Origin of the sequence: Tractidigestivibacter sp. (assembly GCF_050946515.1) — a bacterium.
In the GTDB taxonomy this organism is placed as follows: domain Bacteria; phylum Actinomycetota; class Coriobacteriia; order Coriobacteriales; family Atopobiaceae; genus Tractidigestivibacter.
The window spans coordinates 25,410-50,965 of sequence record NZ_JBMNUX010000006.1; the positions used below are offsets into that span (position 1 = coordinate 25,410).

20 protein-coding genes are annotated in these 25,556 nt (G+C 60.3%); 16 read left to right on the forward strand and 4 right to left on the reverse strand.

Translation table 11 applies throughout. The features are described from left to right. The first annotated feature begins 19 nt into the window (after positions 1 to 19). Entirely contained in the window at positions 20 to 2,686 is a 2,667-nt protein-coding gene (feoB, locus tag ACOYJL_RS05055; protein ID WP_433569134.1) for a ferrous iron transporter B, read from the forward strand. Positions 2,687 to 2,911: 225 nt separating this feature from the next. Here the strand turns inward: feoB and ACOYJL_RS05060 are convergent, their stop codons facing one another. The 3 genes from ACOYJL_RS05060 to ACOYJL_RS05070 all read right to left on the reverse strand — a co-directional run bounded on the left by ACOYJL_RS05060 (position 2,912) and on the right by ACOYJL_RS05070 (position 5,198). Beyond that, on the reverse strand, positions 2,912 to 3,454 hold the full coding sequence (locus ACOYJL_RS05060) for a glutathione peroxidase (RefSeq protein WP_433569135.1): 543 nt from the start codon (positions 3,452 to 3,454) through the stop codon (positions 2,912 to 2,914). 125 nt (positions 3,455 to 3,579) lie between these two features. Then, positions 3,580 to 4,734 (reverse strand): cation diffusion facilitator family transporter, encoded by a 1,155-nt coding sequence (locus ACOYJL_RS05065; RefSeq protein ID WP_433569136.1) that lies wholly within the window; start codon positions 4,732 to 4,734, stop codon positions 3,580 to 3,582. Next, positions 4,731 to 5,198, reverse strand: coding sequence for a MarR family winged helix-turn-helix transcriptional regulator (locus ACOYJL_RS05070; protein ID WP_433569137.1), 468 nt, complete (start codon positions 5,196 to 5,198; stop codon positions 4,731 to 4,733). Before ACOYJL_RS05070 ends, ACOYJL_RS05065 begins: the two co-directional genes overlap by 4 nt. A 170-nt stretch (positions 5,199 to 5,368) precedes the next feature. Between ACOYJL_RS05070 and ACOYJL_RS05075 the strand changes: the two genes are divergently transcribed. Beyond that, the gene (locus ACOYJL_RS05075; RefSeq protein WP_433569138.1) at positions 5,369 to 5,827 is read left to right on the forward strand and encodes a flavodoxin; all 459 of its coding nucleotides are present in this window, start codon (positions 5,369 to 5,371) and stop codon (positions 5,825 to 5,827) included. A gap of 86 nt (positions 5,828 to 5,913) precedes the next feature. Here the strand turns inward: ACOYJL_RS05075 and gpmA are convergent, their stop codons facing one another. Then, positions 5,914 to 6,678: a 2,3-diphosphoglycerate-dependent phosphoglycerate mutase gene (gpmA, locus tag ACOYJL_RS05080; protein WP_433569139.1), complete on the reverse strand. Its 765-nt coding sequence runs from the start codon at positions 6,676 to 6,678 to the stop codon at positions 5,914 to 5,916. A gap of 133 nt (positions 6,679 to 6,811) precedes the next feature. On the opposite strand from gpmA, the gene ACOYJL_RS05085 reads away from it, so the two are divergent. The 14 genes from ACOYJL_RS05085 to ACOYJL_RS05150 all read left to right on the forward strand — a co-directional run bounded on the left by ACOYJL_RS05085 (position 6,812) and on the right by ACOYJL_RS05150 (position 25,258). Next, positions 6,812 to 7,027 (forward strand): FeoB-associated Cys-rich membrane protein, encoded by a 216-nt coding sequence (locus ACOYJL_RS05085; RefSeq protein ID WP_433569140.1) that lies wholly within the window; start codon positions 6,812 to 6,814, stop codon positions 7,025 to 7,027. Between the two features lie 169 nt (positions 7,028 to 7,196). Next, positions 7,197 to 8,537, forward strand: coding sequence for a glutamine synthetase family protein (locus tag ACOYJL_RS05090; RefSeq protein WP_433569141.1), 1,341 nt, complete (start codon positions 7,197 to 7,199; stop codon positions 8,535 to 8,537). A 715-nt stretch (positions 8,538 to 9,252) separates the two neighbouring features. Then, positions 9,253 to 10,098, forward strand: a complete 846-nt coding sequence (locus ACOYJL_RS05095) for an ABC transporter substrate-binding protein (protein WP_433569142.1) — start codon at positions 9,253 to 9,255, stop codon at positions 10,096 to 10,098. 51 nt (positions 10,099 to 10,149) lie between these two features. Beyond that, complete coding sequence (locus tag ACOYJL_RS05100; protein WP_433569143.1) at positions 10,150 to 11,028, forward strand: amino acid ABC transporter substrate-binding protein; 879 nt, start codon at positions 10,150 to 10,152, stop codon at positions 11,026 to 11,028. 91 nt (positions 11,029 to 11,119) lie between these two features. Continuing rightward, the gene (locus ACOYJL_RS05105; RefSeq protein ID WP_433569144.1) at positions 11,120 to 12,595 is read left to right on the forward strand and encodes an amino acid ABC transporter permease; all 1,476 of its coding nucleotides are present in this window, start codon (positions 11,120 to 11,122) and stop codon (positions 12,593 to 12,595) included. Continuing rightward, on the forward strand, positions 12,585 to 13,451 hold the full coding sequence (locus ACOYJL_RS05110; RefSeq protein WP_433569145.1) for an amino acid ABC transporter ATP-binding protein: 867 nt from the start codon (positions 12,585 to 12,587) through the stop codon (positions 13,449 to 13,451). Before ACOYJL_RS05105 ends, ACOYJL_RS05110 begins: the two co-directional genes overlap by 11 nt. 156 nt (positions 13,452 to 13,607) lie before the next feature. Further along, on the forward strand, positions 13,608 to 14,282 hold the full coding sequence (locus ACOYJL_RS05115) for a winged helix-turn-helix domain-containing protein (protein WP_433569146.1): 675 nt from the start codon (positions 13,608 to 13,610) through the stop codon (positions 14,280 to 14,282). A 208-nt stretch (positions 14,283 to 14,490) separates the two neighbouring features. After that, entirely contained in the window at positions 14,491 to 16,179 is a 1,689-nt protein-coding gene (locus ACOYJL_RS05120; RefSeq protein WP_433569147.1) for a S1C family serine protease, read from the forward strand. Positions 16,180 to 16,390: 211 nt separating this feature from the next. After that, the gene (locus ACOYJL_RS05125) at positions 16,391 to 17,824 is read left to right on the forward strand and encodes a DUF2130 domain-containing protein (RefSeq protein WP_433569148.1); all 1,434 of its coding nucleotides are present in this window, start codon (positions 16,391 to 16,393) and stop codon (positions 17,822 to 17,824) included. A 126-nt stretch (positions 17,825 to 17,950) separates the two neighbouring features. Beyond that, complete coding sequence (locus ACOYJL_RS05130) at positions 17,951 to 18,823, forward strand: ROK family protein (RefSeq protein WP_433569149.1); 873 nt, start codon at positions 17,951 to 17,953, stop codon at positions 18,821 to 18,823. A gap of 683 nt (positions 18,824 to 19,506) precedes the next feature. Next, positions 19,507 to 21,717 (forward strand): NAD-dependent DNA ligase LigA, encoded by a 2,211-nt coding sequence (gene ligA / locus ACOYJL_RS05135; protein ID WP_433569150.1) that lies wholly within the window; start codon positions 19,507 to 19,509, stop codon positions 21,715 to 21,717. A 128-nt stretch (positions 21,718 to 21,845) separates the two neighbouring features. Continuing rightward, positions 21,846 to 22,730 carry a VTC domain-containing protein gene (locus tag ACOYJL_RS05140; RefSeq protein ID WP_433569151.1) on the forward strand — a complete coding sequence of 295 codons (885 nt, stop codon included), beginning with the start codon at positions 21,846 to 21,848 and terminating at the stop codon, positions 22,728 to 22,730. 82 nt (positions 22,731 to 22,812) lie between these two features. Continuing rightward, the gene (locus tag ACOYJL_RS05145; protein ID WP_433569152.1) at positions 22,813 to 23,499 is read left to right on the forward strand and encodes a DUF4956 domain-containing protein; all 687 of its coding nucleotides are present in this window, start codon (positions 22,813 to 22,815) and stop codon (positions 23,497 to 23,499) included. After that, the gene (locus ACOYJL_RS05150; protein ID WP_433569153.1) at positions 23,489 to 25,258 is read left to right on the forward strand and encodes a carbohydrate-binding domain-containing protein; all 1,770 of its coding nucleotides are present in this window, start codon (positions 23,489 to 23,491) and stop codon (positions 25,256 to 25,258) included. The genes ACOYJL_RS05145 and ACOYJL_RS05150 overlap by 11 nt, the downstream gene beginning before the upstream one ends. Positions 25,259 to 25,556: the final 298 nt, after the last annotated feature.

Genomic DNA, 25,556 nt, shown 5'->3' on the forward strand with positions numbered 1-25,556 from the left:
GGCCCCAGAAAGGCAAGGAATGGCAGAACGAATTGACATCGCCCTTGCGGGCAACCCCAACTGCGGGAAGACGACGCTGTTCAACGAGCTTACCGGCTCCAACGGCTACGTCGGCAACTGGCCAGGCGTGACGGTCGAGAAAAAGGAGGCCACGTGGAAGGCGGACAAGAGCGTCACCTTCACTGACCTTCCCGGCGTCTACTCGCTTTCCCCGTACTCGCCCGAGGAGGTCGTCTCGCGCGACTTCATCGTCTCCGGGCAGCCCGACGCGATCATCGACCTTGTGGACGTGACCAACATCGAGCGCAACCTCTACCTGACCACGCAGGTGCTTGAGGCGGGCCGTCCCGTTGTCGTCGGCCTCAACATGATTGACCTGCTTGAGCAGCGCGGCATGAAGATTGACGCGAAGAAGCTCTCGAAGAGGCTTGGCGTGCCTGTGGTGGAGGTCTCCGCGCTGCGCTCCAAGAACTTGGACGAGCTGGTAGACGTCGCGCGAAAGGCCGCAGAGAAGGGGGCGCCGGCCACGGGCGTCAGGTGCTTCTCGCCTGAGGTCGAGGACGTCCTCTCCGCGATTGCCGAGCAGCTTTCCGGAAAATGCAGCCCCAACTTGGTGCGCTGGTACTCCATCAAGGTCTTCGAGCGCGACTCCGAGGCCCTCGATGCGCTCAAGCTTCCCAAGGACGAGCTTGCCGCCATGGAGAAGCTCGTCGAGAAGGTGGAGAAGGACCGCGACGACGACGCCGAGTCAATCATCACCTCGGAGCGCTACGAGTGGATAGCCACAGTCATGGACGAGTGCGTCGTGAAGGCAAAGGGCAAGCTCACCACCTCAGAGAAGATCGACCGCGTGGTCACAAACCGCATCCTTGGCCTTCCAATCTTCATCGCCGTGATGGTCTTCGTCTACTGGGTTGCCATCGGAACCGTCGGCACCGCTGCCACCGACTGGGTGAACGACAACCTGTTCTCTGACGGCTGGTTCATGAGCGCCGACGGTCAGGCCGCCTACGAGCAGGCCGAAGAGACCTGGGCCGACGAGCACACGGGAGACGCCATCTCGGGCTATCTTGCTGCCGCCGAGGAGGCGGGAGTCGACACCGAGGGGGTGCAGGAGGCCATCGATGCCGAAGAGCCCACCGCTGCCGACGAGCAGACCATCGCAGACTTCGAGACTGCGGCCGAGGAGGCGGGCGTCGTCGCGACAAACGTGCCCGTGACCGACGAGGATGGCAACTATCTTGACACCGACGGCGAGGTCATCGCCACGCTCGACGCCGACGGCAACCCCGTGCTCGCCGAAAACCAGGAGCTGCAGGTCCTCTCGACCGTCACCCTCTCCGACTTCGAAGACGCCCTCGACAGCCCCGAGCCCGACCCGCACGACTACGAGGGATTTGTCGACTCCATACCCAACGCGGTGACCGGCTGGCTCACCGAGGCGGGCGCCTCTGACGTGGTCGTCTCGCTCGTGGTCGACGGCGTCGTCGGTGGCGTCGGCTCCGTCCTCGGCTTCATCCCGCAGATCTTCGTCCTGTTCGTGCTGCTCTGCTTCCTCGAGGACTGCGGGTACATGAGCCGCGTGGCCTTCGTCATGGACCGCGTCTTCCGCCGCTTCGGCCTGTCCGGCAAGTCGTTCATCCCGATGATCGTCTCCTCTGGCTGCGGCGTGCCGGGAGTGCTCGCCACCAAGACCATCGAGAACGAGCGCGATCGCCGCATGACCGCTATGCTCACCACCATGATTCCGTGCTCGGCCAAGCTGCCGATCATCGCCCTCGTGATGGGGGTGCTCGTGGGCACCGACAACGGCGCCTGGTGGGTTGCCCCGATGTTCTACTTCATGGGCATCGTCGCCATCATCATCTCCGCCGTGATGCTGAAGAAGACGAGGCCCTTCGCGGGCGAGCCCGTACCGTTTGTGATGGAGCTTCCTGACTATCACTTCCCCTCCATCAAGAGCTGGGCGCTGCACGTGTGGGAGCGCGTCTCCGCCTACGTCAAGAAGGCCAGCACGATCATCTTCGCTGCTGCCGTCGGCATCTGGGTCCTCTCCAACTTTGGCATCGCTGGCTGGGAAGGCGGCAGCGGCTCGTTTGGCTTCCTGCAGAGCATGGAGGGCGCTGGCGACGACTACATGGACTACTCGCTGCTCGCCGGCCTTGGCAGCGCGCTGAGCTTCCTGTTCGTTCCGCTTGGCTTTGGCAGCTGGCAGGCGACCGCCTCTACCTTCGCCGCCCTCATCGCGAAGGAGAATTTGGTCTCCACCTTCGGCGTGCTCTACGGCCTGGGAGACGCAACCGAGAACTCCGTAAGCATGTGGATGGGCTTTGCGAACATGTTCACGATCGCCGGGACGCTTCACGTCGGTGCCATGTGCGCGTTTGTGGCCTTCAACATGCTCTGCGCGCCGTGCTTTGCGGCCATGGGCACCATCCGTCGCCAGATGGACGACCCCAAGTGGTTCTGGTTTGCCATTGGCTATGAGTGCGGCTTCGGCTGGGTCATCGGCCTTCTGATCAACCAGTTCTACGAGCTCATCGTCTTTGGCAGCTTTGGCTTCTGGACCGTCGTCGCGTTCGTGCTGCTTGCGGCAATGCTCTACCAGCTCTTCAAGCCCATGCCAAAGTGGGACGAGAAGGACGGCCACATCCTCGACAGCCTTACCGAGGAGGCAGCGGTCTAGCCTCCTGCAAGCGTCACGTTTACCCACGCCACCGCGAGCGGACCCTCTCCCCGTTCGTGTGGGGCAAAAAACGAGTGCCGTCGATGTCCCCCTATGAGCATCGACGGCACTTTCTTTTCTATCTGTTGGCAGCGCGCAGGGCCAGCTTTGTAACCCTTTGGAAACGGCTGGTCGCGCAGGGCATGCGCAGCCAGCCGTCGCTATAGTGACTTGCCGTTGGGCGACCTAGAGCAGGTCCTTGATGGCAGCCTCAACGGGCTCCAGGCCAACCGTGGGCTCAAAGCGTGCGACGACATTGCCCTTGCGGTCAACGAGGAACTTCGTGAAGTTCCACTTGATGTCGTCGTCGTTCTCCCAGTTGGGGTCAACCTTGGCAACATAGGGAGCCATAAACTCAGCGGAGTCGTTGTCTCCCAGACCTGTAAAGCCCTGCTGCTCCTTCAGGTAGACGAACAGGGGATCGGCGTCAGGCCCGTTGACATCGATCTTTTTGAACTGCGGAAACTCGGTGCCAAACTTCAGGGTGCAGAAGCTGTGGATCTCCTCGTCGGTGCCAGGAGCCTGTCCCAAAAACTGGTTGCACGGGAAGTCAAGGATCTCGAAGCCCTTGTCACGATAGGTCTTGTAGATGCGCTCGAGGTCCTCGTAGGTAGGCGTAAAGCCGCAGCCAGTCGCGGTGTTCACAATGAGCAGGACCTTGCCTGCATAGTCCTTCAGACTCGTGGTGCTGCCGTCGCGGTTTTTGACGCTAAAGTCGTAGACGCTCATAGTCAGTCCAATCTCTCGCGTATGCCCGCTCGTGCGGGCTTGCCTGTATTATTGCCACTAGCCAAACAACAATTACCGAGAATCACGGAATCTGCCCGGCATCCGCACGAGCTCGCATTCGGGCGCTAGTCGCTGATGTCCGCGTCAAGCGTCGCCTGCACGCGGTAGGAGGGAAACTCGGCGCGGACCTCGCCCAAGATCTGCTCGAACTCTGCCTGGCGGTTGGGCGCCTCGAAGGCGATGATCACGTCGAAGGTCATCGCCTTTCGCTCCTCGTCCAGATGGAAGCCGTGAAGCTGCAGAACGTAGTCGTGCGACATCACGATGCGCGCCACGCGGTTGCGCACGCCCGAGACCTCGGGGTTGGAGTTTCTCGAGTAGATGCCGACTGTCGCGATGATCACCTTTCCGCCGGTCTGGGAAAAGACGCGCTGCTGGATGCGCCTGGTCAGCGCATCGATTTGCTCGGCGTTCGTGGTGTCGGGCACCTCGACGTGCACGGACCCCACAAGGCGCTCGGGCCCATAGCTGCTTAAGATCAGGTCGTAGGCCCCAAGCACCCCGTCCTCCTGGCGAACCAGGTCCTTCACGCGCTCGGCAAGTTCTGGGGTGATGCGCTCGCCCAATATCTGGCTCAAGGTCTCTGAGAGAAGCTCAAGGCCAGCCTTGATGATGAACGCCGAGATCACGGCGCCGACCCATGCCTCGAGCGAGACGCCGCAGGCAAGGTAGACGAGCGCGGCTGCGAGCGTCGAGGACGAAAGGATGGCGTCTGAGAGCGCGTCGGAGCCTGACGCCACCAGCGCGTCAGAGCCCGTCTGCTTGCCGACGGCGCTTACGTGCCTGCCGAGAAGCACCTTCGCGATGACGCCGGCGGCTACGACGATGAGGGTTGCGGCGGAGTAGTCCGGCACCTCGGGGGAGACGATCTTCTGCACCGACTCGACCGCCGAGGTGATGCCAGCGTACAGGACGATAACGGAAATGATGGTCGCGGTGAGGTACTCGACTCGCCCGTAGCCAAGCGGGTGCTTCTTGTCGGGGGCCTTTCCGGCGAGCTTCGTGCCCACGATGGTGATCACGGACGAAAGCGCGTCAGAGAGGTTGTTGACCGCGTCGAGCGTGATGGCAATCGAGCTTGCTGCGATGCCCACCAGAGCCTTGAAGGCGGCGAGAAGGACGTTTGTCACAATGCCGAGCACGCTCGTGCGAACGATTCTCTTCTCGCGGTCGCTTGTGGTCGTGTCGTTTGCGAGCGTGGTGTTGGACGTATCGCTCACCGTGCATCATCCTTCCTGTTGCAGGGTCCAAGAGCCTTTGCGAGGAGCCGCTTGAGCTCGGCTGCCTCCTCGCCTGAGATGTCAATGCAGCCTGCCATCGACCTCGGCACGCTGAGTGCTTGCTCGCGCAGCGCCCGGCCCTTCTCGGTCAAGGACACGTTGACCTTGCGCGCATCGGCCTTGCTGCGCGTCCTTGTGACGTAGCCCTTCTTCTCGAGCTTTCGCAGAAGAGGGGTGAGCGTTCCGGAGTCAAGGTAGAGACGCGCTCCAAGGTGATGCACGGTCGCGTGGCCCTCCTCCCAGAGCACCATCATGCAGAGGTACTGGGTGTAGGTAAGGTCAAGCGGCTCCAGAAGCGGCGTGTAGCGCCGCACGATCTCCTTCGCTGCGGCATAGAGCGGAAAGCAGAGCTGGTTGTCAAGAAGCAGCGGGTCGTATTTGTTGGGTGGTTGGGCAGCTGCCATGGCGCTCGCCCCCTTCTCGGGATAATCGATTGCGTACAATTGAATCTCGCAAATCGATTGTACGCAATTGTTTTAAGCGTTGCAATTGTGGCAATCATCTCCATGTGGGTACCAAACATGGGAAGCAGGATGTCCGGACGCTTCTTATGCACAAGGGAAAAGAGACTGCAATGACTGACAAGCTGATTGCGTACTTCTCGTATTCCGGCCATACCAAGGCTGCCGCGGAGGACCTCGCGCGCGTGACGGGCGCGGACCTCTTCAGCATCGAGGCTGCCGAGCCCTACACTGACGACGACCTTGACTGGCACAACGACAAGTGCCGCTCAATGCAGGAGGCCGCCGACCGCGCCTCAAGGCCAGCTCTTGCGGGCGTGCTGCCTGACCTTTCTGCTTACAAGGACGTCTACATCGGCTTTCCCATCTGGTACGGCATCGCGCCGCGCGTGATTGACACCTTTGCGGACGCTGAGGAGTCCGTGCTGTCGGGCAAGCGCGTCGCGCTCTTCTGCACCTCGGGCGGCTCTCCGGCAGACCATGCCGGCGAAAAGTTCTCTGAGGCTCATCCTAACGTGAGCGTTTCTTGCATCAAGCGAATCTCCGGCCCTGTGAGCGCAGACATCCTGTAGGCGCTCGCCGACACGGATTGCTGGCATACAAGAAAGGGCCCCGAGCTCATGCCCGGGGCCCTTCGCAGCAAGCAGGGGAGAGATGTTTACTTCTTGGCCTTGCCCTGGTTGGCGACTGCGTTGATCTTCTTCTCGATGGTCTCGGGGTCGCCAATGTAGTGCTTGTCGACGATGTTCCAGTCCTTGTCGAAGGTGTAGGAGCAAGGAACGCCGGTCGGGATGTTGACCTTCAGGATCTCCTCGGGCGTGAGGTGCTCAAACTGCATGACGAGGGCGCGCAGGGAGTTGCCGTGGGCAGCGATGAGGACGCGCTTGCCGGCCTCCATCTGGGGCTTGATCTCCTGCTCAAAGTACGGCCATGCGCGGGCGATGGTGTCCTTCAGGCACTCAGTGTAAGGCAGGTCCTCCTTGGGGACGTCGCGGAACATGTCCTGGACATGCGGGTCGCGCTCGTCGCCGGGGGTCAGCGCAGGCGGCTGGACGTCGAAGGAACGACGCCAGATGAGGACCTGCTCCTCACCGTGCTCCTCAGCGGCCTTGGCCTTGTTGAGGCCCTGCAGCGCGCCGTAGTGACGCTCGTTCAGGCGCCAAGTCTTGTAGACGGGCAGCCAGTTGCGGTCCATCTGGTCAAGGACGATGTTCAGCGTGTGGATGGCGCGCTTGAGCATAGAGGTGTAGCAAACGTCAAAGTCATAGCCCTGCTCCTTCAGAGCCTTGCCGCCTGCAGCCGCCTCAGCACGGCCGGTGTCGGTGAGGTCGACGTCGGTCCAACCGGTGAAGAGGTTGAGCTTGTTCCACTCGGACTCGCCGTGGCGAATGATGACGAGGTGCATGTTCTGGTCAGTGCTCATCTGCGTCCCTTCTTCTCTCGGACAATGTGTGCGCTTCCTGCGCACGGTCACATATAGTATGACTCAATTGGGTATAGTTGCCTTGAGCTAACTTTACAAAGCTGACGACGTCTCCAAGCAAGGGAGGGCGGGCATGAGTTTTATTGACGTTGTGATTATCGCAGCGGTCGCTCTGGCGGCTGGCTTCTGCGTTCGTTCGCTTGTGCACTCTCGGGAAAATGGCTGCTCTAGCTGCGGAGAAACGGGATGCTCGGCGCGCTACACCGGAGGCCGGTGTCGTGTCGCCGACGATATGGTTCGCCGTGCCGACCAAGCGCTTTCGCAGCAAGGGCTAAACGAGGATAAGTAGCCGCGAGCCCTTCCGGAATTTGTCGGAGTCTTCGGGGTTTGGTCGCGTTTTGGCGTAAGTTCGCCGCTTCTCCATCCACTGAGTAGAGTGAAACAGGTCTGTAACACGCTTGTGGGATTGTATCTCTGTATGTTCCGGTCCCGTGCCCGCTTATTTGGGGGGAGACTTGATGAGTAGCGAGAAGGATATTGACTTTGTGCTCCGTACGGTTGAGGAGCGCGACATCCGGTTCGTGAGGCTTTGGTTCACTGACGTGCTGGGCACCCTTAAGTCGTTTGCTATTTCTCCTGAGGAGCTGGAGGAGGCATTCGAGGAAGGCATCGGCTTCGACGGCTCGTCCATTGACGGCTTTGCCCGCATGGAAGAGTCTGACATGCTCGCGTTCCCCGATGCCGAGACGTTCCAGCTGCTTCCTTGGCGTCCGCGCGAGAGCGGCGTTGCCCGCGTGTTCTGCGACATCCGCACTCCGTCGCGCGAGCCTTTTGAGGGGGACCCGCGTGGCTGCCTCGAGCGCGTTTTTGAGCGTGCTGACAGCATGGGGTACGTTTTCAACGTTGGTCCCAAGATTGAGTATTTCTACTTTGACAACGACCTCGACCCCGTGCCCCTTGACAAGGCAAGCTACTTTGACCTGACGCCCAGCGACGTTGCCAATGACCTGCGCCGACAGACCACGCTGACGCTCGAGAAGATGTCGATTCCCGTACAGTACTCCTTCCATGGAGGCGGTCCGTCTCAGAACGTGATCGAGCTTCGCTACACCGAGGCCGTGAGCTGCGCGGACAACATCATGTCGTCCCGACTGGTCATCAAGCAGCAGGCGGCTGCCAACGGGCTGTTTGCGTCGTTCATGCCAAAGCCGCTTTCCGACGCTCCTGGCTCCGCGCTCTTCCTCTATATGTCGCTTTTCGATCACGACGGGGAGAACTTGTTCTGGGCGCCCAAGAGCGACCATCCCGCGCATCTTTCCGAGCTGGCGCAGCACTTCGTGGCTGGTCTTTTGAAGTATGCGCCTGAGTACATGCTGGTTTCGAACCCCACGGTTAACTCGTATAAGCGTTTCATCACATCGGGCGAGGTTCCCAACTATGCCACGTGGGGTCGCAAGAACCGCTCCGCGCTGGTTCGCGTGCCTACGCATAAGCCTGGAAAGCACGTAGCTACCCGCATCGAGCTGCGCAATCCCGACAGCACGTCCAACCCGTACCTTCTGCTTGCGGCGACGCTCGCTGCTGGTCTTAAGGGCATCGAGGACGAGCTGCCAATGCCGGAAGAGTCTACGAGCGACACCTTCAATCTCAGCGAGCAAGAGCTTGCCGCAAAGGGCGTCGAACGCCTGCCTCGCACCCTTGGAGAGGCTATCGAGCGCTTTGAGCAGTCTGAGCTCATGCGTGAGACCCTTGGCGACCACATCTTCAACTACCTGGTCAAGTACAAGCGCCAGGAGTGGGAGGAGTTCTGCACCACGGTCACCGACTGGGAGCGCGTGCATTATTACGGCGGCGTTTAGCGCGAAAATACCACTTCGCTTTGAAAGAGGGGCGCATGGCAAGCCATGCGCCCCTCTTATTGTTTCCGATTGCACCGAACTCGCCTTAGTGCAGACTTTCCTCGTGTTTCTGCACCGAACTCGCCTTAGTGCAGGCCCTACCTGAGGCCTTCCAAAGAACGCAGCAATTCCATCCCAGAGCTTTGCCTGCTAGATGGGGATGCTCAATTTTGCAGCACAGCCCAGGAGCCTAAGATGGATCGCTGAGGGCCTGCACTAGCGAAGGTTCGGTGCAAAACAACGCTCAGAGTCTGCACTAAGGCGAGTTTGGCGCGGCTATAGCTTTGTACCTGAGTCAAGTCCCCATTCGCTCCTGCTGAGTTGTGAATTGGACGATGGTCGCTCCAAGTAGCTTTGCATAAGAATCGACGGAATCATCGCTATAGCGGAGAATCTTTGCGGGTGATGCGCATGATTGGAACTTGAAACATATGCGAAATAATGAATGCTGATTCAACTAACTAGGCATTTTTCAAAAAATATATACGGAAATACGCTATTTAGTTCTAATTTATACAGCATTAGTTCAATTCTGTGGCATGCATCTTTTTATCATTCTTGTTAAGAAAGCTCAAGACAAGGTCAATTTGCTATTCGTTAGGCCAAACTTCTTGACCAGCGGAGGGGTGGTATCAAGGCCGTAATGTTCCCCTCACGTCATAGAAAGAAGAGCACCATGAAAAAGCTCGTGTCACTTTCGCGCCGTGACTTCATCGCGTGCGCGTTTGCCGCAGTGGGATCGGCAGCGCTTGCTGGCTGCGGCAGCTCGTCGTCCTCAAGCTCAACTGACGCTTCGGACGCTTCTTCTGGCTCCGACAGCTATACCCTCGTGAAGGCTGGCACGCTTACCGTTGCCTCGGACCTTGCGAACCCGCCGCTTGACTATGTCGATACCGACACCAATGAGCCTGCGGGCTTCGAGGTAGAGCTCATGCAGGCCATCGGCGAAAAGCTCGGTCTTACTAGCGAGTATCTCTCGCCCATGAAGTTCGACACCATTATCCCTACCGTCAAGCAGGGCGGTACCGCTGACGTGGGTGTCTCCAACTTCACGATTACCGACGAGCGCAAGGAAGAGATTGACTTCACCGATCCCTACCTTGATTCCAACCAGGGTCTTGTCACCAAGGCGGACTACGACTTTGAGGATCAAGAGCAGCTGAACTCTGAGGACATCAAGATTGCCGCTCAGTCAGGCACTACCGGCGAGTCTTGGGTCCAGGAAAACCTGCCTAACGCAACGCTTGTTTCCCTTGACGACCCCGTTGTTGCGCTGACTGGCGTCTCGTCTGGCCTTTACGTCGCGGCCGTCGCTGACCTTCCCGTTATGCAGTACCTGGTCAACAACTCCTACACCGACTGCAAGGTTGCGCTCGAGATCCCGACCGGCGAGCAGTACGGCATCGTCGTCTCGAAGGACAACCCCAACCTCACGGCAGCCATCAATGATGCCCTCGCCGAGCTTGACTCCGATGGCACGCTCTCTAGCCTCAAGGAAAAGTGGTTCGGTGCCGATATCTAAGCATCAGAAAGCGTCTTCGTCTGTTTGCCACAATGCCCGTTGGGAGCGGGAATGGAAGAAAGGGAACACATTATGAAGAGCTTCATGAGCAGGCGTCAGTTTATCTATGCCGCTGGGGCAATCGCGGGGAGCGCCGTTCTTGCCGGTTGCGGCAGCTCCTCCGATTCAAGCAGCTCTGACTCAACGTCGAGCGACTCAAGCTCCAGCTCGCAGGAAGCAACCGACGATAGCTATACGCTGGTCACCGAGGGCACCATCACCTGCATCGCCGAGATGGGCTTCACGCCGTTCGAGTACATGGACGACCAAACCGGCGAGCCCAAGGGCTTTGACATTGACCTCATGGCCGCCATCGCCGACCACATGGGCCTTACCTCCACGTGGCTGCCGAGCCAGGCCTTCGACACCCTTGTCCCCACGATCAAGCAGGGCGGCAAGGCCGACGTCGCCTGCTCCGGCATCACGATCAACGACGAGCGCAAGCAGGAGATTGACTTTTCTGACCCCTATATGGACTCCAACCAGTCCATCGTCGTCCAGGCCGGCAGCACCGAGACCGAGGAGACCTTGAACGACGCCTCAAAAACCATCGCTTGCCAGGCCGGCACAACTGGCGACGAGTGGATCTCCGAGAACCTCCCCAATGCGCAGAAGGTCTCGCTACAGGACGTCGCTGCTGCCATGGCAGGCGTCGAGACCGGTCTGTACAACGCGTTTGTGATTGACCTGCCGGTCTCCTCCAACCTCATCAGCCAGTCCTTCACCGACCTCGAGATTGCCGAGGAGATCCCAACGGGCGAGCAGTACGGCATCGCCATCTCGAAAGACAACCCCAACCTCACGAAGGCCATCAACCAGGCTCTTCAGGACATGAATGACGATGGAACCATGGCCGAGCTTCAGCAGACCTGGTTCGGCACCGAGCTCTAGCAGGCTATACGCTTGTAGCCTTCCGGCACGGGTGCATCATGGTACGGCGCGTGGGGTCCTTAGGGGCCCCACGTTCAGAAGGGAATATGCAATGCATCGTTCAGGCAGACACGAGATTCGTAGGGGCAAGGGGCAGCGCTCCCTGCTCGTTGCGGTTTGCTGCGCGCTGGTCCTTGCGCTGATGGTCGCACTTCCGACGGCCGCCTTCGCAATGACTACGAACAAGGCCACCGCCCGACCGAACGAGGACGGCGGCGACGGCGTTATCGGCGGCATCGACACGCGCCTAACCTGGGAAGGCACCGTCGGCGACGACGAAGAGGTCACCTCCGTGACCCTGTCGCTTCCCGACGACGCTTCTTTTGATGGCTCGACGACGCGAATCACGGTGCTTGACGGCCTTGACCGCACCAGCATCTCGGGCACTGCCACTTCCAACGGCAACTCCGTCGTCATCACCTTCGACGAGGCCATCCCCTCGGGCTCGCTCGTCCGTCTTGAGATCACCGACATGACCTTCCCGACTGCGGGCGGCGACTACCAGGTGACGGGCACCTACACCACCTCAGACGGTCAGACACACGACCTCGAGGCATCCCCGTCAATCACGATCATCGCCAATACGCCGCTCCAGTCGATCGTGAGCTGGCTTGACCAGCAAGAGTGGGTCGCCGCATGGAACTCTGTGCCATTCCTTGGCATGTTCCTGCGCCCGCAGCTCTTGGTGACCTCGTTCGCCTCGCTGTTCCCCGGCTGGCTCGTCTGCCTAGGCATCGTGCTCTGCGCATACCCGTTTGCCATCATCCTTGGACTTGCGTTCGCCATGCTCAAGATCAGCCGCCATAAGGTCTTGCGTGCCATCGCAATCATCTACATCAACATCCTTCGCGGCACGCCGCTGTTCCTGCAGATCTACATCATGTTCTTCGGCCTGCCGATGATCGGCATCAACATCGACAACAACGTGCTGGGCGTCATCGTCATGGCCATCAACTCCTCGGCCTATCTGGCGGAAATCTTCCGCGCCGGCATCCAGTCGATTCCGCGCGGCCAGTACGAGGCCGCCGCTTCCTTGGGCATGAATAGCTTCCAGACCATGACCTCGGTCATCCTTCCTCAGACCGTGCGCCGCGTGATTCCTACCGTCACCAGCGACTTCATCACCTCCTACAAGGACACCTCGCTGCTCTCCTCGGTTGGCGTCATGGAGCTCATGATGTTCTCCAAGAACCTGACCACCACCACGGGCAACATCACCCCGTACGTGGCCGCGGCCATCTACTACCTGATCGTCACGCTGCCGCTCATCAAGGTCGTCGGCATCGTCGAGAACAACATCGCCCGCGCCGAGCGCGGTGGCGGTCCCAGGCCAAAGCGTCATGCCACGAGCGGCGAAGAGCCTGTGGAGAAGGACGCTTCCAACTCCGTGACCTCAGCGTCCAGCGAGGCCCGCTTCGAGTCTGAGGACGCCAAGCAGGACGAGAAGCTCGAGAACACCCTCAACGCCCTTCTCGCTCCCTTCCGTCCGAACATGAGCCATCTGGGAGGTACCTCTGATGCCCTCTAAGCGCAACAAGAAGTCTGAGCAGCGCGTCATCGTTCCCGACGCCTTGGATTCCGAGGAGGCCGCCCGTCGCGCCTTTGAGACCGACCGCGAGCTCACCAAGCACAACTTCGTCGAGGGCGAGCACCCCATCGTGCGCATCGAGCACCTCAACAAGTCGTTTGACGACACGCTTGTTCTGAAGGACGTCAACATCGACGTCTGGCCGGGCGAGGTCGTCGTTGTGCTGGGGCCGTCCGGCTCTGGCAAGTCGACGATGCTGCGCTGCATCAACTTGCTCGAGACCCCTACGGCCGGCCACATCCTTATTGAGGACCAGGAGATCACCGGCAAGAACAAGACGGATGTCAACAAGCTCCGCCGCGAGGTGGGCATGGTCTTCCAGTCGTTCAACCTCTTCCCGCATCTGACGGCCAAGGAAAACGTCATGATTGGCCAGACGAAGGTCCTCAAGAAGAGCAAGGAGGAAGCCGAGGCCGAGGCCCTAAAGCAGCTCGCTGCCGTCGGACTTGCCGACCGTGCCGACTTCAAGCCGCCCCAACTTTCCGGCGGCCAGCAGCAGCGCGTCGCCATCGCCCGCGCTGTGGCCATGCACCCAAACATCATCTTGTTCGACGAGCCCACCTCTGCCCTTGACCCCGAGCTTGTCCGCGGCGTCCTCGACGTCATGCGCGACCTCGCGGAGAATTCCGGCATGACCATGATCGTCGTGACCCACGAGATGGGCTTTGCGCGCGACGTGGCCGACCGCGTCGTCTTTATGGAAGGCGGGGTGGTGGTTGAGCAGGGCAAGCCCGAGAAGGTCTTTGACCATCCCGAGAACCAGCGCACCGCGGAGTTCCTCGGTTCTATCAAATAGTTTTTCTGTTTCGGAAAAAGATTTTTTATGGAGAAGAATCCAGCTGCCTGCTACTTTTTCGTGGTGGGCGGCTGGTTTATTCCGGTGCACGGCTCTTAGAGGCTGTCCCTATGCTACCCTACTCGTTGAAATATCTACCGCTTTGGAGGTGTCGAGGTGCATCATAAGAATATCCTGCTCGTATCGGGCACCACGCGACTCCATAACCACATGCGCGAGCTCTCGCACGCGATTGACGTCTCAATCGCTCTCGCCAATGAAGAGACCTTCTCACAAGCAGTTTCCTCCGGTCATGAGTTTGACCTTGTCATCCTTGATCCCGCAGGTCTTTCCCAGGACACGCTGAATGCGGTCGACTCCTTTGTGGGGGACAACGGCTTTATCTCGACGCTCGTCGTCGTTGATCCTGATAAGCTTTCGACGCTGCATATGCCTACGCAGGGGAGAAACGACTTCATTCTTTCGACGGCCGGCATCGAAGAGCTGGGCGTCCGCTGCTCGCTTTTGCTGTGGCCTGGTGAGGAGAGCGCGCCGGCTGACATCGTGACGGTTGACAACATGACTATCAACCTCGCGACGTATCAGGTCTATATCAACGAGAAGCCCGTCGACCTCACGCTTATGGAGTACTCGCTGCTGAGCTTTTTGGCAACGCACCCCTCGCGCGCCTATTCGCGCGAGACGCTGCTGCACCGAGTTTGGGGCTTTGAGTACTGCGGCGGCACTCGTACTGTCGACGTTCATATCAGGCGCGTGCGCTCCAAGGTTGGACCTCAGGTGGCTTCCCACATCGTTACCATTCGTGGCGTGGGATACCTCTTCCGCATCTAGGCCGTACGCATGGACCCGCCGCTTTTAGTGGCGGGTTCTTCTCGCTGATTGGCGGCATGGATGCGCGCATTTTCAGCAATCCAAAAGAGTTGTTCCTCGAATGTGACGAAGCCGCCGGCGTGCTTTGACTTCGCACTGTATCTGGGTACAGTCACCAACAGCAATGGTGGATGGCCGCCGTGCCGTCCGAAAGGAGCGTGATGGGCCCATGGCAGATTATCCAGAGCAGAACCAGGGTTCTTGGGGTTCTGGCGAGGGGAATGGATCTGGTCAGAACCAGCAGGGGCAAGGTCAGCAGGGGCAAGGTCCTCAAAATCCGTTGGACTCCGATTCCCAGCAGCCGTATGACTACTCTGGGCTAGGGCAGCGCGGTGCTGCCTACTCTCCGCAGCATGGATACGTATATTCCAACGACGCAAGCGGCACAGGGACGGATTCGGACCAGACGTACTACCAAGCCGCTGACCCTACGCAGCAGCAGACTGCCGTGTCTCCCGACGCTCCCGTAGTTGCAGGTGGCGGCAACGGCAACGGCGGCGATGGCGGCAAGGGCCATAAGGGGCACAAGGGGCTGGGCGGCAACGGCCGCTCTGCGCTCTTTGGCGTTCTTGGCGGCGTGTGCGGCGCTGTCGTGTTGGTGCTCGTGCTGATGGGGACCGGCGTGATAAAGTTCGGCTCGTCCTCCTCGAGCTCAAGCAGCAGCTCTACGTCGGACAACGGCACCATCAACATCACGACGAGCGACGAGGACGCCTCCACCGCCGAGGCTGTCGCTGCCAAGGCGATGGACTCCGTCGTCTCCGTCTACGTGACCACCGATGAGGGCGAAGGCCTCGGCTCCGGCGTCATTCTCGACACCGACGGCGACATCATCACCAACTACCACGTGATTGACGGAGCCACCGACATCTCGGTCACGATCAGCGGCAAGAGCTACTCGGCATCCGTGGTGGGTTCCGACAGCTCTTCTGACATCGCGGTCATCAAGGCGGACCTCCAGGGCGACTCCGTGACCCCCATCGAGGTCGGCGACTCTGACGAGCTCAACGTTGGCTCTTGGGTCATGACCATCGGCAGCCCCTTCGGACTTGACCAGTCCGTCTCGACCGGCGTCGTCTCTGCGCTCTACCGCAACACGATGCTCGAGTCCAGCTCGGGCGAGACCATCTATGCCAACCTGATTCAGGTTGACGCGGCCATCAACCCCGGCAACTCCGGCGGCGCGCTCGTGAACGACCAGGGGCAGCTCGTGGGCATCTGCACGCTCTACTCCTCTGACACCGAGAGCTTCGCGGGCATCGGCTTCGCCATCCCGGGCAACTATGCGGTCAACATTGCGCAGCAGATCATCAATGGCGAGACGGTCACCCACGCCTACATTGGACTCACGATGCAGACCGTGAACGCAACTAACGCCCGCTACAACAACCTGTCCGTGAACCAGGGCGCCTACGTCACGGCCGTCACCGAGGGCAGCCCCGCCGACGAGGCAGGAATCGAGGCCGGCGACATCGTCATCGCCGTCGACGGCGAGGAGATCACCTCTGCAAGCGGAATGATCTTGGAGGTTCGTTCGCACGACATCGGCGACACAATAACCGTTACGGTGATGCGCGGCGACCAACAGATGGACTTCGAGGTGACGCTGGGCTCTGACGAGGCGCTGCAAGAGCAACAAAACTCCTCGACAGTCTCGGACAACAGCACTACCGACAGCACCAACTCTACCAACGGGCTAGACACAAACAGCCAGTTCGAGCAGTGGATTCAGGAGCGCATGCAGAACGACTACAGCAACACCGGCTCGTCCAGCAGCTCCGACAGCAGCACCTCTGCCGTGGCAAGCGCCGACTCGGACCAGCTTGTCTACGTAGGAACCGAGGGCTGGGTCTGCTAAGGGCCTGTGACAGCAAGCAATAATCGATAGCTTTTCCGCCATTGTGGGAGAGGCCTCAACAGGGCCTCTCCCTTTATTTCTCGCGCTTTGCGTGCTTGTGGGAGCATCGGGACCCAATGGGGAGAAGTCCGCCCGCGGTCCTCGGCAATTTGTGTCCGGCCGGGCGTGTAGGCTAGTGAAGAACAAGCAGCAGGCTTTCTGAGGAGGCCAGATGAGAGAGATTAGGTGCCCGCACTGCGGCAAGGTCTTTCAGGTGGACGAGTCCGGCTGGGCGGAGATCATCAAGCAGGTGCGCGACCAGGAGTTCAAGCGCGAGGTCGAAGAGCGCGAGAAGCTCATGGAGCAAAGCAGGAGCTCTGCCGTCTCAGAAGCCTCGGCAAAGGCGACAGCTGCTGCCCAGGAGGAGCTTGCCAAGGCAAAGACCGACGCGGCCAAGGAGATTTCTAAGCGCGATGCCGAGATTGCCCAGCTCCAAGCAAACATCCAAAACGTGCGGGCAAAGGCAGATGCCGAAAAGGCCGCCTCTGAGCAGGCACTCAACAAGCAGATCGCTCAGCTTGGCGCCAAGATCGCTGGGCTGAACGAGCAGCTCAAGTCCCAGGAGCGGGTGTCTAAAAGCGAGCGCGAGCAGGCCGTCATCCAGGCCACCTCAGAGCTCTCGCAGCAGGTCGTTGCACTTAAGAGCCAGGTCGACCAGGCAAAGTCCGAGGGCGAGCGCACGGCGGCGGACTTGCGCCGCGAGTACACTGAGAAGCTGAACGCGAAGGACGTGCTGCTGCGCGACAAGGACGACGAGCTCGAGCGCATCAAGAACCAGCGTTCGCGCCTGTCCGTCAAGCTCATTGGAGAGACGCTCGAGCAGCACTGCGAAGCGGAGTTCAATCGCGTGCGCATGATGGCCTTCCCGAAGGCGGAATTCCACAAGGACAACGACGTCGTCAACGGCACGAAGGGCGACTACATCTTTCGCGAGACCGACGACGACGGCGTCGAGATCGTCTCTATTATGTTCGACATGAAAAACGAGGACGACAACTCAGTCAACCGCAAGAAGAACGAGGACCACCTAAAGAAGCTCGACAAGGACCGTCGCGAGAAGAACTGCGAGTATGCAGTGCTCGTCTCTACGCTCGAGCCAGAAAGCGAGCTCTACAACGCCGGCATCGTGGACGTCTCGTATCTCTATCCCAAGATGTACGTGATTCGCCCGCAGTTCTTCATTCCGCTAATCTCGCTTCTGAGAAATGCAGGCTTGAATGCTGTCTCGGCGCGTCGCGAGCTCGCGAGCATGCGGCAGCAAAACATCGACGTCACAAATTTTGAGGAAAAGCTCACCGCCTTCAAGGACGGCTTTGGGAAAAACTATGCCTCCGCCTGTAAGAAGTACGAGGAGGCAATCAAGAGCATCGACAAGTCCATCTCCGACATGCAGAAGGTCAAAGACGCGCTCCTGTCGTCTGAGCGCCAGCTTCGCTACGCAAACGACAAGGTTGACGGGCTCACCATCAAGAGGCTCACGCGAGGGAACAAGACCATGAAGCAGAAGTTCGCTGAGGCCGAAGAGGCCCGCTCGGCCGAATTGGATCCTAGCAATCCCGAGAAGGGCGACGAGGGGAGCGCCGTGGAGCCAGATTCGGTTGAATAGGCCGCTTTCCCCTCTATCCGCACCGCTCGTTTGTGTTATCGATTCCATATGTCTTGATGTGTCGTATCCTTTGTTCGCGACGGGCAAGATGTGGCCGCGGTGGCGGTCGTGGAAGGGGGATGTTCTATGGCAAGGATTGGAGCCCTTGAGGCTGGTGGCACCAAGATGGTCCTTTCTGTCGGCACGCCCGACGGAAGGGTGCTGGAGCGCGAGGAGATACCCACCCAGGGTCCAGACGATTGCGTTGACAAGATGGTCGACTGGTTTTCCTCTCGCAACATCGATGCGCTGGGCATTGGAGCGTTCGGCCCAACCGACGTGAATCCCAAGTCGAAGACCTACGGCCAGATTCTCGAGACTCCTAAGCTCGCGTGGCGCCACTTTGACTTCCTGGACGCATTCAAGAGCCTGAACGTTCCCATCGGCTATGACACCGACGTTAACGTCGCCTGCTTGGGCGAGGTCACCTATGGCGCAGCGCGCGGGCTTGACACCGTTATCTACATCACGGTCGGCACCGGCGTTGGGATTGGCGCCATGATTGGCGGCAAGCTGCTCCACGGCATGCTGCATCCCGAGGCTGGCCACGTGATCTTGCAGGTCAGGCCCGGCGACGAGGGCAATTGCGTCTGCCCGTACCACGATGCCTGCCTTGAGGGCCTGGCGGCGGGTCCCTCCATCGAGCATCGCTGGGGAGCCAAGGGCTTTGAGCTTGCCGACAAGCCCGAGGTCTGGGAGCTTGAGAGCGACTACCTGGCGCAGGGGCTTACCGACTTCGTGCTCTGCTACTCTCCGCAAAAGATCATCATGGGCGGCGGCGTCATGAAGCAGACTCAGCTCTTCCCGCTGGTTCGCCAGAAGCTCCTGAAGTATCTGAACGGCTATCTTGTCCTTCCTGAGCTCCAGGACATCGACCATTACGTGGTCGAGGCAGGCTGCAAGGGCGACCAAGGCGTACTTGGCTGCATCGAGCTTGGCCGTCGCGTGCTGGAAGGCTAGACGCTAGCCAGTCGGGTCGCTATCGGTTGAAAGCCGAAAGTCTGCTGGCTCAGCTGGCGCGCCAAGCTCTTAGCGGTCCCGAACTGTCCGGGACCGCTTTTTTTCTTGCGAGTCAAGCTGCAGCGCGCCCTCATGCGGGGCTTTAACGGGAGCCTTCTCTGTCGTGTGGCGCTTCTCGTCCGGCCGCCCCGCACGACAGGTCTTTCGACCTGCGCAATCTCTGGCACATCCCGCACGATGGTCCTACACGAGGCGAGCTTGTCCTGTTGTGTGGGGCTCCAGCAGGGAGCAGCCCCTCTCTCCCCACACGACGCTCGGTCGTTCCTGCGCAAACGTCCTCGAGGCCCACACGATGGCGGCTTGATTCTCTCGGTGGCCCCACACATTAGAAAGCGCCTTCCCGAGACGAGCGCGTGCCCCACACGACGTGCCCTGTGACCTGCGCAAACGCTCTTTAGAGCCACACGATGGCTGGGGCGCGGTCCCACACGTTGGGGCGCGGTCCCACACAACGGCGAATGTCGATCGGTCGCCGCGGTCCCGCGCGAGGGTGGGCCTCCAGGCGTCCTTCTCCGATCCCGGCGCGCCTTCTCGAGTGGCTAAATCTTGACAGCATCGTCTTGTCGCGCCGGGGTGGTACTCTGTCTTGGCAAGGAAATTGGCGGTTAAGGCAGGAGAGTCACATGGCAGACGAATTCAACGACAACGCGCAGCTCTCACTCTTTGGAGACGATGGCCAAGCGTCAAAGCAAGCCGCTCCCGCCTCCTCTTCCGCAAAGACGCCTCGCGAGCGAGCGGCCGAGCTCAATCAGATACTCAACCACGCGGCCTACCAGTACTACGCGCTCGACAACCCCGAGATGACGGACGCTCAGTTCGATCGCTACCTGCAGGAGCTTCTCGCCATAGAAGCGGAGCATCCTGAGCTCGTGACGCCTGACAGCTACTCCCAGCGAGTCGGCGGCTATGTAAGCGAGCAGTTTGCTCCCGTCCGCCATGCCCAGCGGATGTATTCCATAGACGACGCCATGAACCTTGACGAGCTCGACGATTGGCTTGCGCGGACTGACGAGGCGCTCGGAGGCACCGCCGAAAGCCCAATCGCCTACACCTGCGAGCTCAAGATTGACGGCTTGGGCATCGCGCTCACGTACCGAGACGGGCAGTTCGTCCGCGCCGCAACGCGCGGCGACGGCACGACTGGAGAAGACGTTACGGCAAACGTCCTGACCATCAAGGACATTCCCCGCACGTTGGCGCCAGCAGGCCTTGCGCGCGTGGCGGATGGCGGCTTTGGCCACTCTATCGAGGTCCGTGGCGAGGTCTACATGCCGCGCCATAGCTTTGTGCGCCTGAACGAGGAGAACGACGAGGCCGGTCGGCCCCCCTTCGCAAACCCCAGAAACGCCGCCGCAGGAAGCCTGCGCCAGAAAGACCCCAAGGTGACGGGCGCTCGCGATCTTGAGACCTTCATCTACGCCGTCGCCGACGAGAGCCCCCTCGCCGTCGCCCAGCAGCACGACTTCCTTGCCTGGCTGAAGGACTGCGGCTTCTCCGTCAACCCGCATGCGCGTCGGTGTGCGAGCGCCGCAGAGGTGCACTCCTATTGCGCAGACGCCTTGGCGCATCGCGCGGACCTTGACTACGACATCGACGGCGTCGTCGTGAAGGTCGACTCCTTCGCAAGCCAGGAGGCGCTTGGCTTCACGGCGCGCGCACCCCGTTGGTCAATCGCGTTCAAGTTTCCGCCCGAGGAAAAGCGCACCATCTTGCGCGAGATTCGCGTGCAGGTCGGTCGCACCGGCGTGCTGACCCCTGTTGCTGAGTTTGACCCGGTGCAGGTCGCGGGGTCCACGATCGCACGAGCGACGCTGCACAACATCGACGAAGTGCATCGCCGCGACGTCCGCGAGGGCGACACTATCGTGGTCCATAAGGCCGGAGACGTAATACCCGAGGTCGTCGGTCCCGTCACCGAGGGGGAAATGAAGGCAGAGCACGAGGCGCGCCCCGTTTGGGAGATGCCGACAAAATGCCCTAGCTGCGGAAGTCCCGTCGTGCGCGAGGAGGGCGAGGTCGCCTACCGCTGCGTTTCGATTGACTGCCCCGCACAGGCTGCTGAGCGCCTAATCCACTGGGGAACCCGCAAGGCCATGGACATTGATGGCTTGGGCGACGAAATCGTAAGCCGGATGGTCGAGCAGGGGCTTCTCCGTGACGTCGCCGACTACTACGACCGCCTGGACGTCGACACATTGGCCTCTGTGGATACAGGCCGCACCTACGAGACGAGCACGAAAGACCACCTAGAGGGCGATTCGATCAAGGTTGGCCGCACTATCGCGAAGAAGATTATGGACCAGGTAGACGAGTCGCGCTCGCGCGGCTTAGCCCGCGTCCTCTTTGGCCTGGGAATCCGCCATGTGGGCGAGTCTGTCGCGCGCGCCCTGGCTGCCCAGTTCGGCTCGATGGAGCGCCTGATGCTCGCAAGCGAGGAGGACATCGCACAGGTTGATGGCGTGGGACCAAAGATTGCCGCTTCAATTGTGGAGTTCTTCTCGGTGCCCGAGAACGTCGCCGTGCTGGAGCGCCTGCGCAAGGCGGGCGTCGTGATGGAAGAGCAAGGCGCCATGCAGGAGCGCCCGCAGACGCTCGCTGGGCTCACGTTCGTCTTGACCGGAGCGCTCGAGAATCATACGCGCGACGAGGCTGGAGCCGCGCTCCGCGCGCTCGGCGCGAAGGTCTCGGGATCCGTTTCGAAAAAGACGAGCTTCGTCGTGGCCGGCTCCGCAGCTGGGTCAAAGCTCACGAAGGCGCAGCAGCTCGGCGTGCCAGTATTGGATGAGGCGGCGCTCGACCACATTTTGGAGACGGGCGAGGCGCCTCAGGCGTAGCGCCTTTCTGGCTGACGGGTCGTTGCTGCTGCCGTCCGCCAGCCTTTGCAAAATTACCGTCGCCTTACCTTTCGATAATATTTAGGGAGCTCCCGTAGAGTGCCATCAGTCACTTGAAAGGAGCTCTCATGATGAAGGCCGAGCAGAATGACGCAACGAAGACGCCGCAGGTCCAGATGGTCTTTAAGCGTACAGAGTGCAAATACCTTCTAAACGACGACCAGCGAGCGCGCCTGGAAAGCCTCATGGAATGTCAAGGCCACATGGTAGGAGACTCGTACGGTCCTTCCACAGTCCGCAACATCTATCTTGACACGCCCACCTACGAGCTTGCCCGTCGTTCCGAAGAGCATCCCTACTACAAGGAAAAGGCCCGTTTGCGCAGCTACCGTCCTGTGACCTTGAAGATGCCCGTATTCGTGGAGCTGAAGAAGAAGTGCAACGGCATCGTCTATAAGCGCCGTTGCACGCTCTCTCAGGACTCTGCAATCGCTCTGGTTCAGGGCGAGCTTGAGCCCAAGACGCAGATCGAGCGGGAAATCTATGCGACGGCCCAGCGCTTGGGAGGCCTTTCTCCTGCTGCGTACGTGGCGTACGACCGCGAGGCCTTCTACGACGCCAACGATCGAGACCTTCGCATGACCTTTGACCGAGCGGTGCGCGTCCGCTGGGACCATCTGAGCCTGGCGTCCGACGAGGGAGAGCGCATCCTGCCTGACGGCCTTAGCATCCTCGAGGTCAAGACGAGCAAGGCCATGCCTCTCTGGCTCGTGACGTTTCTCACTGATGAGCGCCTCTTCAAGACGACCTTCTCGAAGTACGGAACTGCGTTTAGGCGTCGCTATCCACGCGGCTTCCGCGGACTAGAAACTCAGACGGTCTTTGGAATTCGATTTGCCCCGGAAGCGGCAAGCGGAGCGGTTCCGACCGCAAGAACCAAAACCGTCCCTTCCGCTCCCGCGGTCTCTCTGCGCGCTCGCCATGTTCCGGCCCATGCGCTGAGAAACGCCTAGCGCCGATTCCCTTGCACCCCATAGCGCCTGTCGGCACCACTTCTAGCAGCGCGCCACAACCTCTGAAAGGACAAGAACCCCAATGCTCACCTCAATCTTCTCGACGACCGCTACCACGGGCAGCGTGGAGGTCGTTCCGCTCATCATAAGCATCCTCGTCTCGCTTGTGCTCGGCCTGGCGCTTGCGGTGGTCTATTCGTACAAGGCACGCCATACGCGCTCCTTCACGTTGGCGCTATCGGTTCTCCCTGCAATCGTGTGCGTCGTAATTGCGATGGTCAACGGCAACCTAGGCGCTGGCGTCGCGGTTGCAGGAGCCTTTAGCCTCGTGCGCTTTAGGAGCGCCCCTGGCTCTGGCCGTGACATCGCCTACGTGTTTCTCGCCATGGCCATCGGCCTTGTTGCCGGAATGGGATATGTGGGGCTGGCGGTGCTCGTGACCCTCATCATCGGCGGAGCCTGCCTGCTCTTCCAGTCGGTTGGACTTTCGGCAAGGCGATCCGGCCCTTCCGACCGCTCTATCCGCATTACCGTTCCCGAGGACCTCGACTACAACGGAGCCTTTGACGAAGTCCTTGCACGCTACACCACCTACTACGAGCTTGTCTCGGTCAAGACGGTCAACATGGGCAGCCTCTTCAGGCTTGTCTACAACGTTGGGATGGCGCCTGACGCAGACGAGCGAGCAATGATCGACGAGCTTCGCGCTCGCAACGGAAATCTTGAAGTTGCCCTTACCCACCAGGAGGTTGTCACCGATGAGCTCTAGAACACCCAAGCACTTCTCCACCAGACCGGTTGGCTGGCGCGCCCGTGCCTGCGTGGCCGCAGGCCTTGCAGTGGCGGTGATAACAGCCCCTCTCATCGGATGCACGTCCACCACTGGCTCGACCACATCCGCTACGACCTCGACCACGTCAAGCACCACAAGCTCCGACACGTCCGTCTCTCAGGCGACAAGCGACTCTGGCGACGCCGTCAGCTTGCTCGACACATCGAGCGTCTACTCTGACCGTGATCTTGACGCAAGCTACGACGAGTCCTCGGCGACCACGATTACGCTTTCCGACTCTGGATCAAGCGCGTCTGGCTCGGGCGTCACCATTGACGGCTCGACTATCACGATCACCGAGGAGGGCACCTACGTCATCACGGGCTCGCTTTCTGACGGGCAGATCGTTGTGGCTGCGGCAGATGACGCGAAGGTCCAGATCGTCCTTGCGGGAGCGTCTATTACCAGCAGCGACTCCGCGGCAATCTACGTCTCCACTGCAGACAAGGTCTTCCTGACGCTTGCCGACGGCACCGAGAACAGCCTCTCCACCACAGGCGAGTTTGTCTCGACTAACGACGACAACATCGACGGAACGGTCTTCTCGAAATCCGACCTTACGATCAACGGCGATGGCACTCTCAACGTCACAAGCGCCTCGGGACACGGCATCGTCTGCAAGGACGAGCTCGTAATCGTTGGCGGCACGATCAACGTGGACGCAGCCGGACATGCAATCCAGGGGAAGGACTCCGTCGCAATCGGCGGCGGCACGCTCAACCTGACCGCTGGCACCGATGGCATCCACTGCGCAAACGACGAGGACACCAGCCTCGGCTACATCTATGTCTCGGATGGAACCATCAACGTGACCGCGGCCTCCGATGGCTTTGACGCGGGCCTGTTCCTTGAAGTCGATGGCGGAACCATCAACGTCTCCGCGACCGACGACGGTCTGCATGCTGAGTACGGCCTCGTAATCAATGGCGGCACCATCGACGTGACCCAGAGCAACGAGGCGCTCGAAGGCTCCTATGTCACTATTACCGGCGGAACCATCGACGCGACAGCCTCCGACGATGGCGTCAACGCTTCTGGCGACCCTGACACCACGACCTCATCGAGCTCCGGCGGCATGGGCGCTGCAATGGAGTATGACTCAACCGCCAAGCTCACCATCTCGGGCGGCACCCTGACGCTTGACGCCTCGGGCGACGGCCTTGATTCCAATGGCGACATCGAGATTTCTGGCGGCACGACAGTTGTCTCTGGGCCGACCAATTCAGGCAACGGCTCGATCGACTATGGCGGATCGGCCACCATTTCCGGCGGAACCCTGATTGCAGCTGGCTCTTCGGGCATGTTCGAAACGGTTACCTCGACAGGCGAGCAGGGCGTTATCTCCATCTCTGCCAGCGGAAACGCGGGCGATACCATTGAGGTGCTCGACTCTGATGGCAACGTCATCGCCTCGGCGACCGTAGCAAAGCAGTACGAGTGCATCACGCTGAGCAGCCCGGACATCGTCTCTGGAGGCACCTACACGATTCGCTACGGCTCCGAGGAGACAACCGTCACCCTGGACGGAACGTCTTACAGCGACGTGAGCGGCACCATGGGCGGTCAGAGCCAAGGCATGGGCGCGCAAGGTCAGGGTACGGGAAGCGCGCCAACTGGCATGGGCGGCCGCGGCTCCAGCACCATGGGGTCCACTTCATCCACTACCTCCACTGGCACAACAAACCAGTCGGCATAGGGTAGATGGCTGCAGGAGTGGCAAATCGGTCAGAAATGATACAACACACCAATTTCTAATTATCCCACAAAACGAACTCCTTGACCGACTTCGCCCTCCTGCAGCCCACTTCCTACCATCCGCGGTATTGGGAAAAATCGCGCGATTGAATCGCCCGAAAACGGCTATAAACAAAGCAACACAAAACGTCGCCAGAAACCCGGCGACCTACCAAGGAGGTGCATTCCGATGGGCATAGACGATTGCTTTACCCGGCGCCTGCCCGAGGATGCATAAGGCGCTCTGGAGGCGGTAGCTC

Excerpts from the sequence above, each read along its gene's own strand:
- ACOYJL_RS05060 (WP_433569135.1), bottom strand. The coding sequence starts at position 3,454 with ATGAGCGTCTACGACTTTAGCGTCAAAAACCGCGACGGCAGCACCACG.
- ACOYJL_RS05120 (WP_433569147.1), top strand. The coding sequence starts at position 14,491 with ATGGCAGATTATCCAGAGCAGAACCAGGGTTCTTGGGGTTCTGGCGAG.
- ACOYJL_RS05140 (WP_433569151.1), top strand. The coding sequence starts at position 21,846 with ATGATGAAGGCCGAGCAGAATGACGCAACGAAGACGCCGCAGGTCCAG.
- ACOYJL_RS05085 (WP_433569140.1), top strand. The coding sequence starts at position 6,812 with ATGAGTTTTATTGACGTTGTGATTATCGCAGCGGTCGCTCTGGCGGCT.
- ACOYJL_RS05075 (WP_433569138.1), top strand. The coding sequence starts at position 5,369 with ATGACTGACAAGCTGATTGCGTACTTCTCGTATTCCGGCCATACCAAG.
- ACOYJL_RS05070 (WP_433569137.1), bottom strand. The coding sequence starts at position 5,198 with ATGGCAGCTGCCCAACCACCCAACAAATACGACCCGCTGCTTCTTGAC.
- ACOYJL_RS05125 (WP_433569148.1), top strand. The coding sequence starts at position 16,391 with ATGAGAGAGATTAGGTGCCCGCACTGCGGCAAGGTCTTTCAGGTGGAC.
- feoB (WP_433569134.1), top strand. The coding sequence starts at position 20 with ATGGCAGAACGAATTGACATCGCCCTTGCGGGCAACCCCAACTGCGGG.
- ACOYJL_RS05110 (WP_433569145.1), top strand. The coding sequence starts at position 12,585 with ATGCCCTCTAAGCGCAACAAGAAGTCTGAGCAGCGCGTCATCGTTCCC.
- ACOYJL_RS05145 (WP_433569152.1), top strand. The coding sequence starts at position 22,813 with ATGCTCACCTCAATCTTCTCGACGACCGCTACCACGGGCAGCGTGGAG.
- ACOYJL_RS05105 (WP_433569144.1), top strand. The coding sequence starts at position 11,120 with ATGCATCGTTCAGGCAGACACGAGATTCGTAGGGGCAAGGGGCAGCGC.
- ligA (WP_433569150.1), top strand. The coding sequence starts at position 19,507 with ATGGCAGACGAATTCAACGACAACGCGCAGCTCTCACTCTTTGGAGAC.
- ACOYJL_RS05130 (WP_433569149.1), top strand. The coding sequence starts at position 17,951 with ATGGCAAGGATTGGAGCCCTTGAGGCTGGTGGCACCAAGATGGTCCTT.
- ACOYJL_RS05095 (WP_433569142.1), top strand. The coding sequence starts at position 9,253 with ATGAAAAAGCTCGTGTCACTTTCGCGCCGTGACTTCATCGCGTGCGCG.
- ACOYJL_RS05150 (WP_433569153.1), top strand. The coding sequence starts at position 23,489 with ATGAGCTCTAGAACACCCAAGCACTTCTCCACCAGACCGGTTGGCTGG.
- ACOYJL_RS05100 (WP_433569143.1), top strand. The coding sequence starts at position 10,150 with ATGGAAGAAAGGGAACACATTATGAAGAGCTTCATGAGCAGGCGTCAG.
- gpmA (WP_433569139.1), bottom strand. The coding sequence starts at position 6,678 with ATGAGCACTGACCAGAACATGCACCTCGTCATCATTCGCCACGGCGAG.
- ACOYJL_RS05090 (WP_433569141.1), top strand. The coding sequence starts at position 7,197 with ATGAGTAGCGAGAAGGATATTGACTTTGTGCTCCGTACGGTTGAGGAG.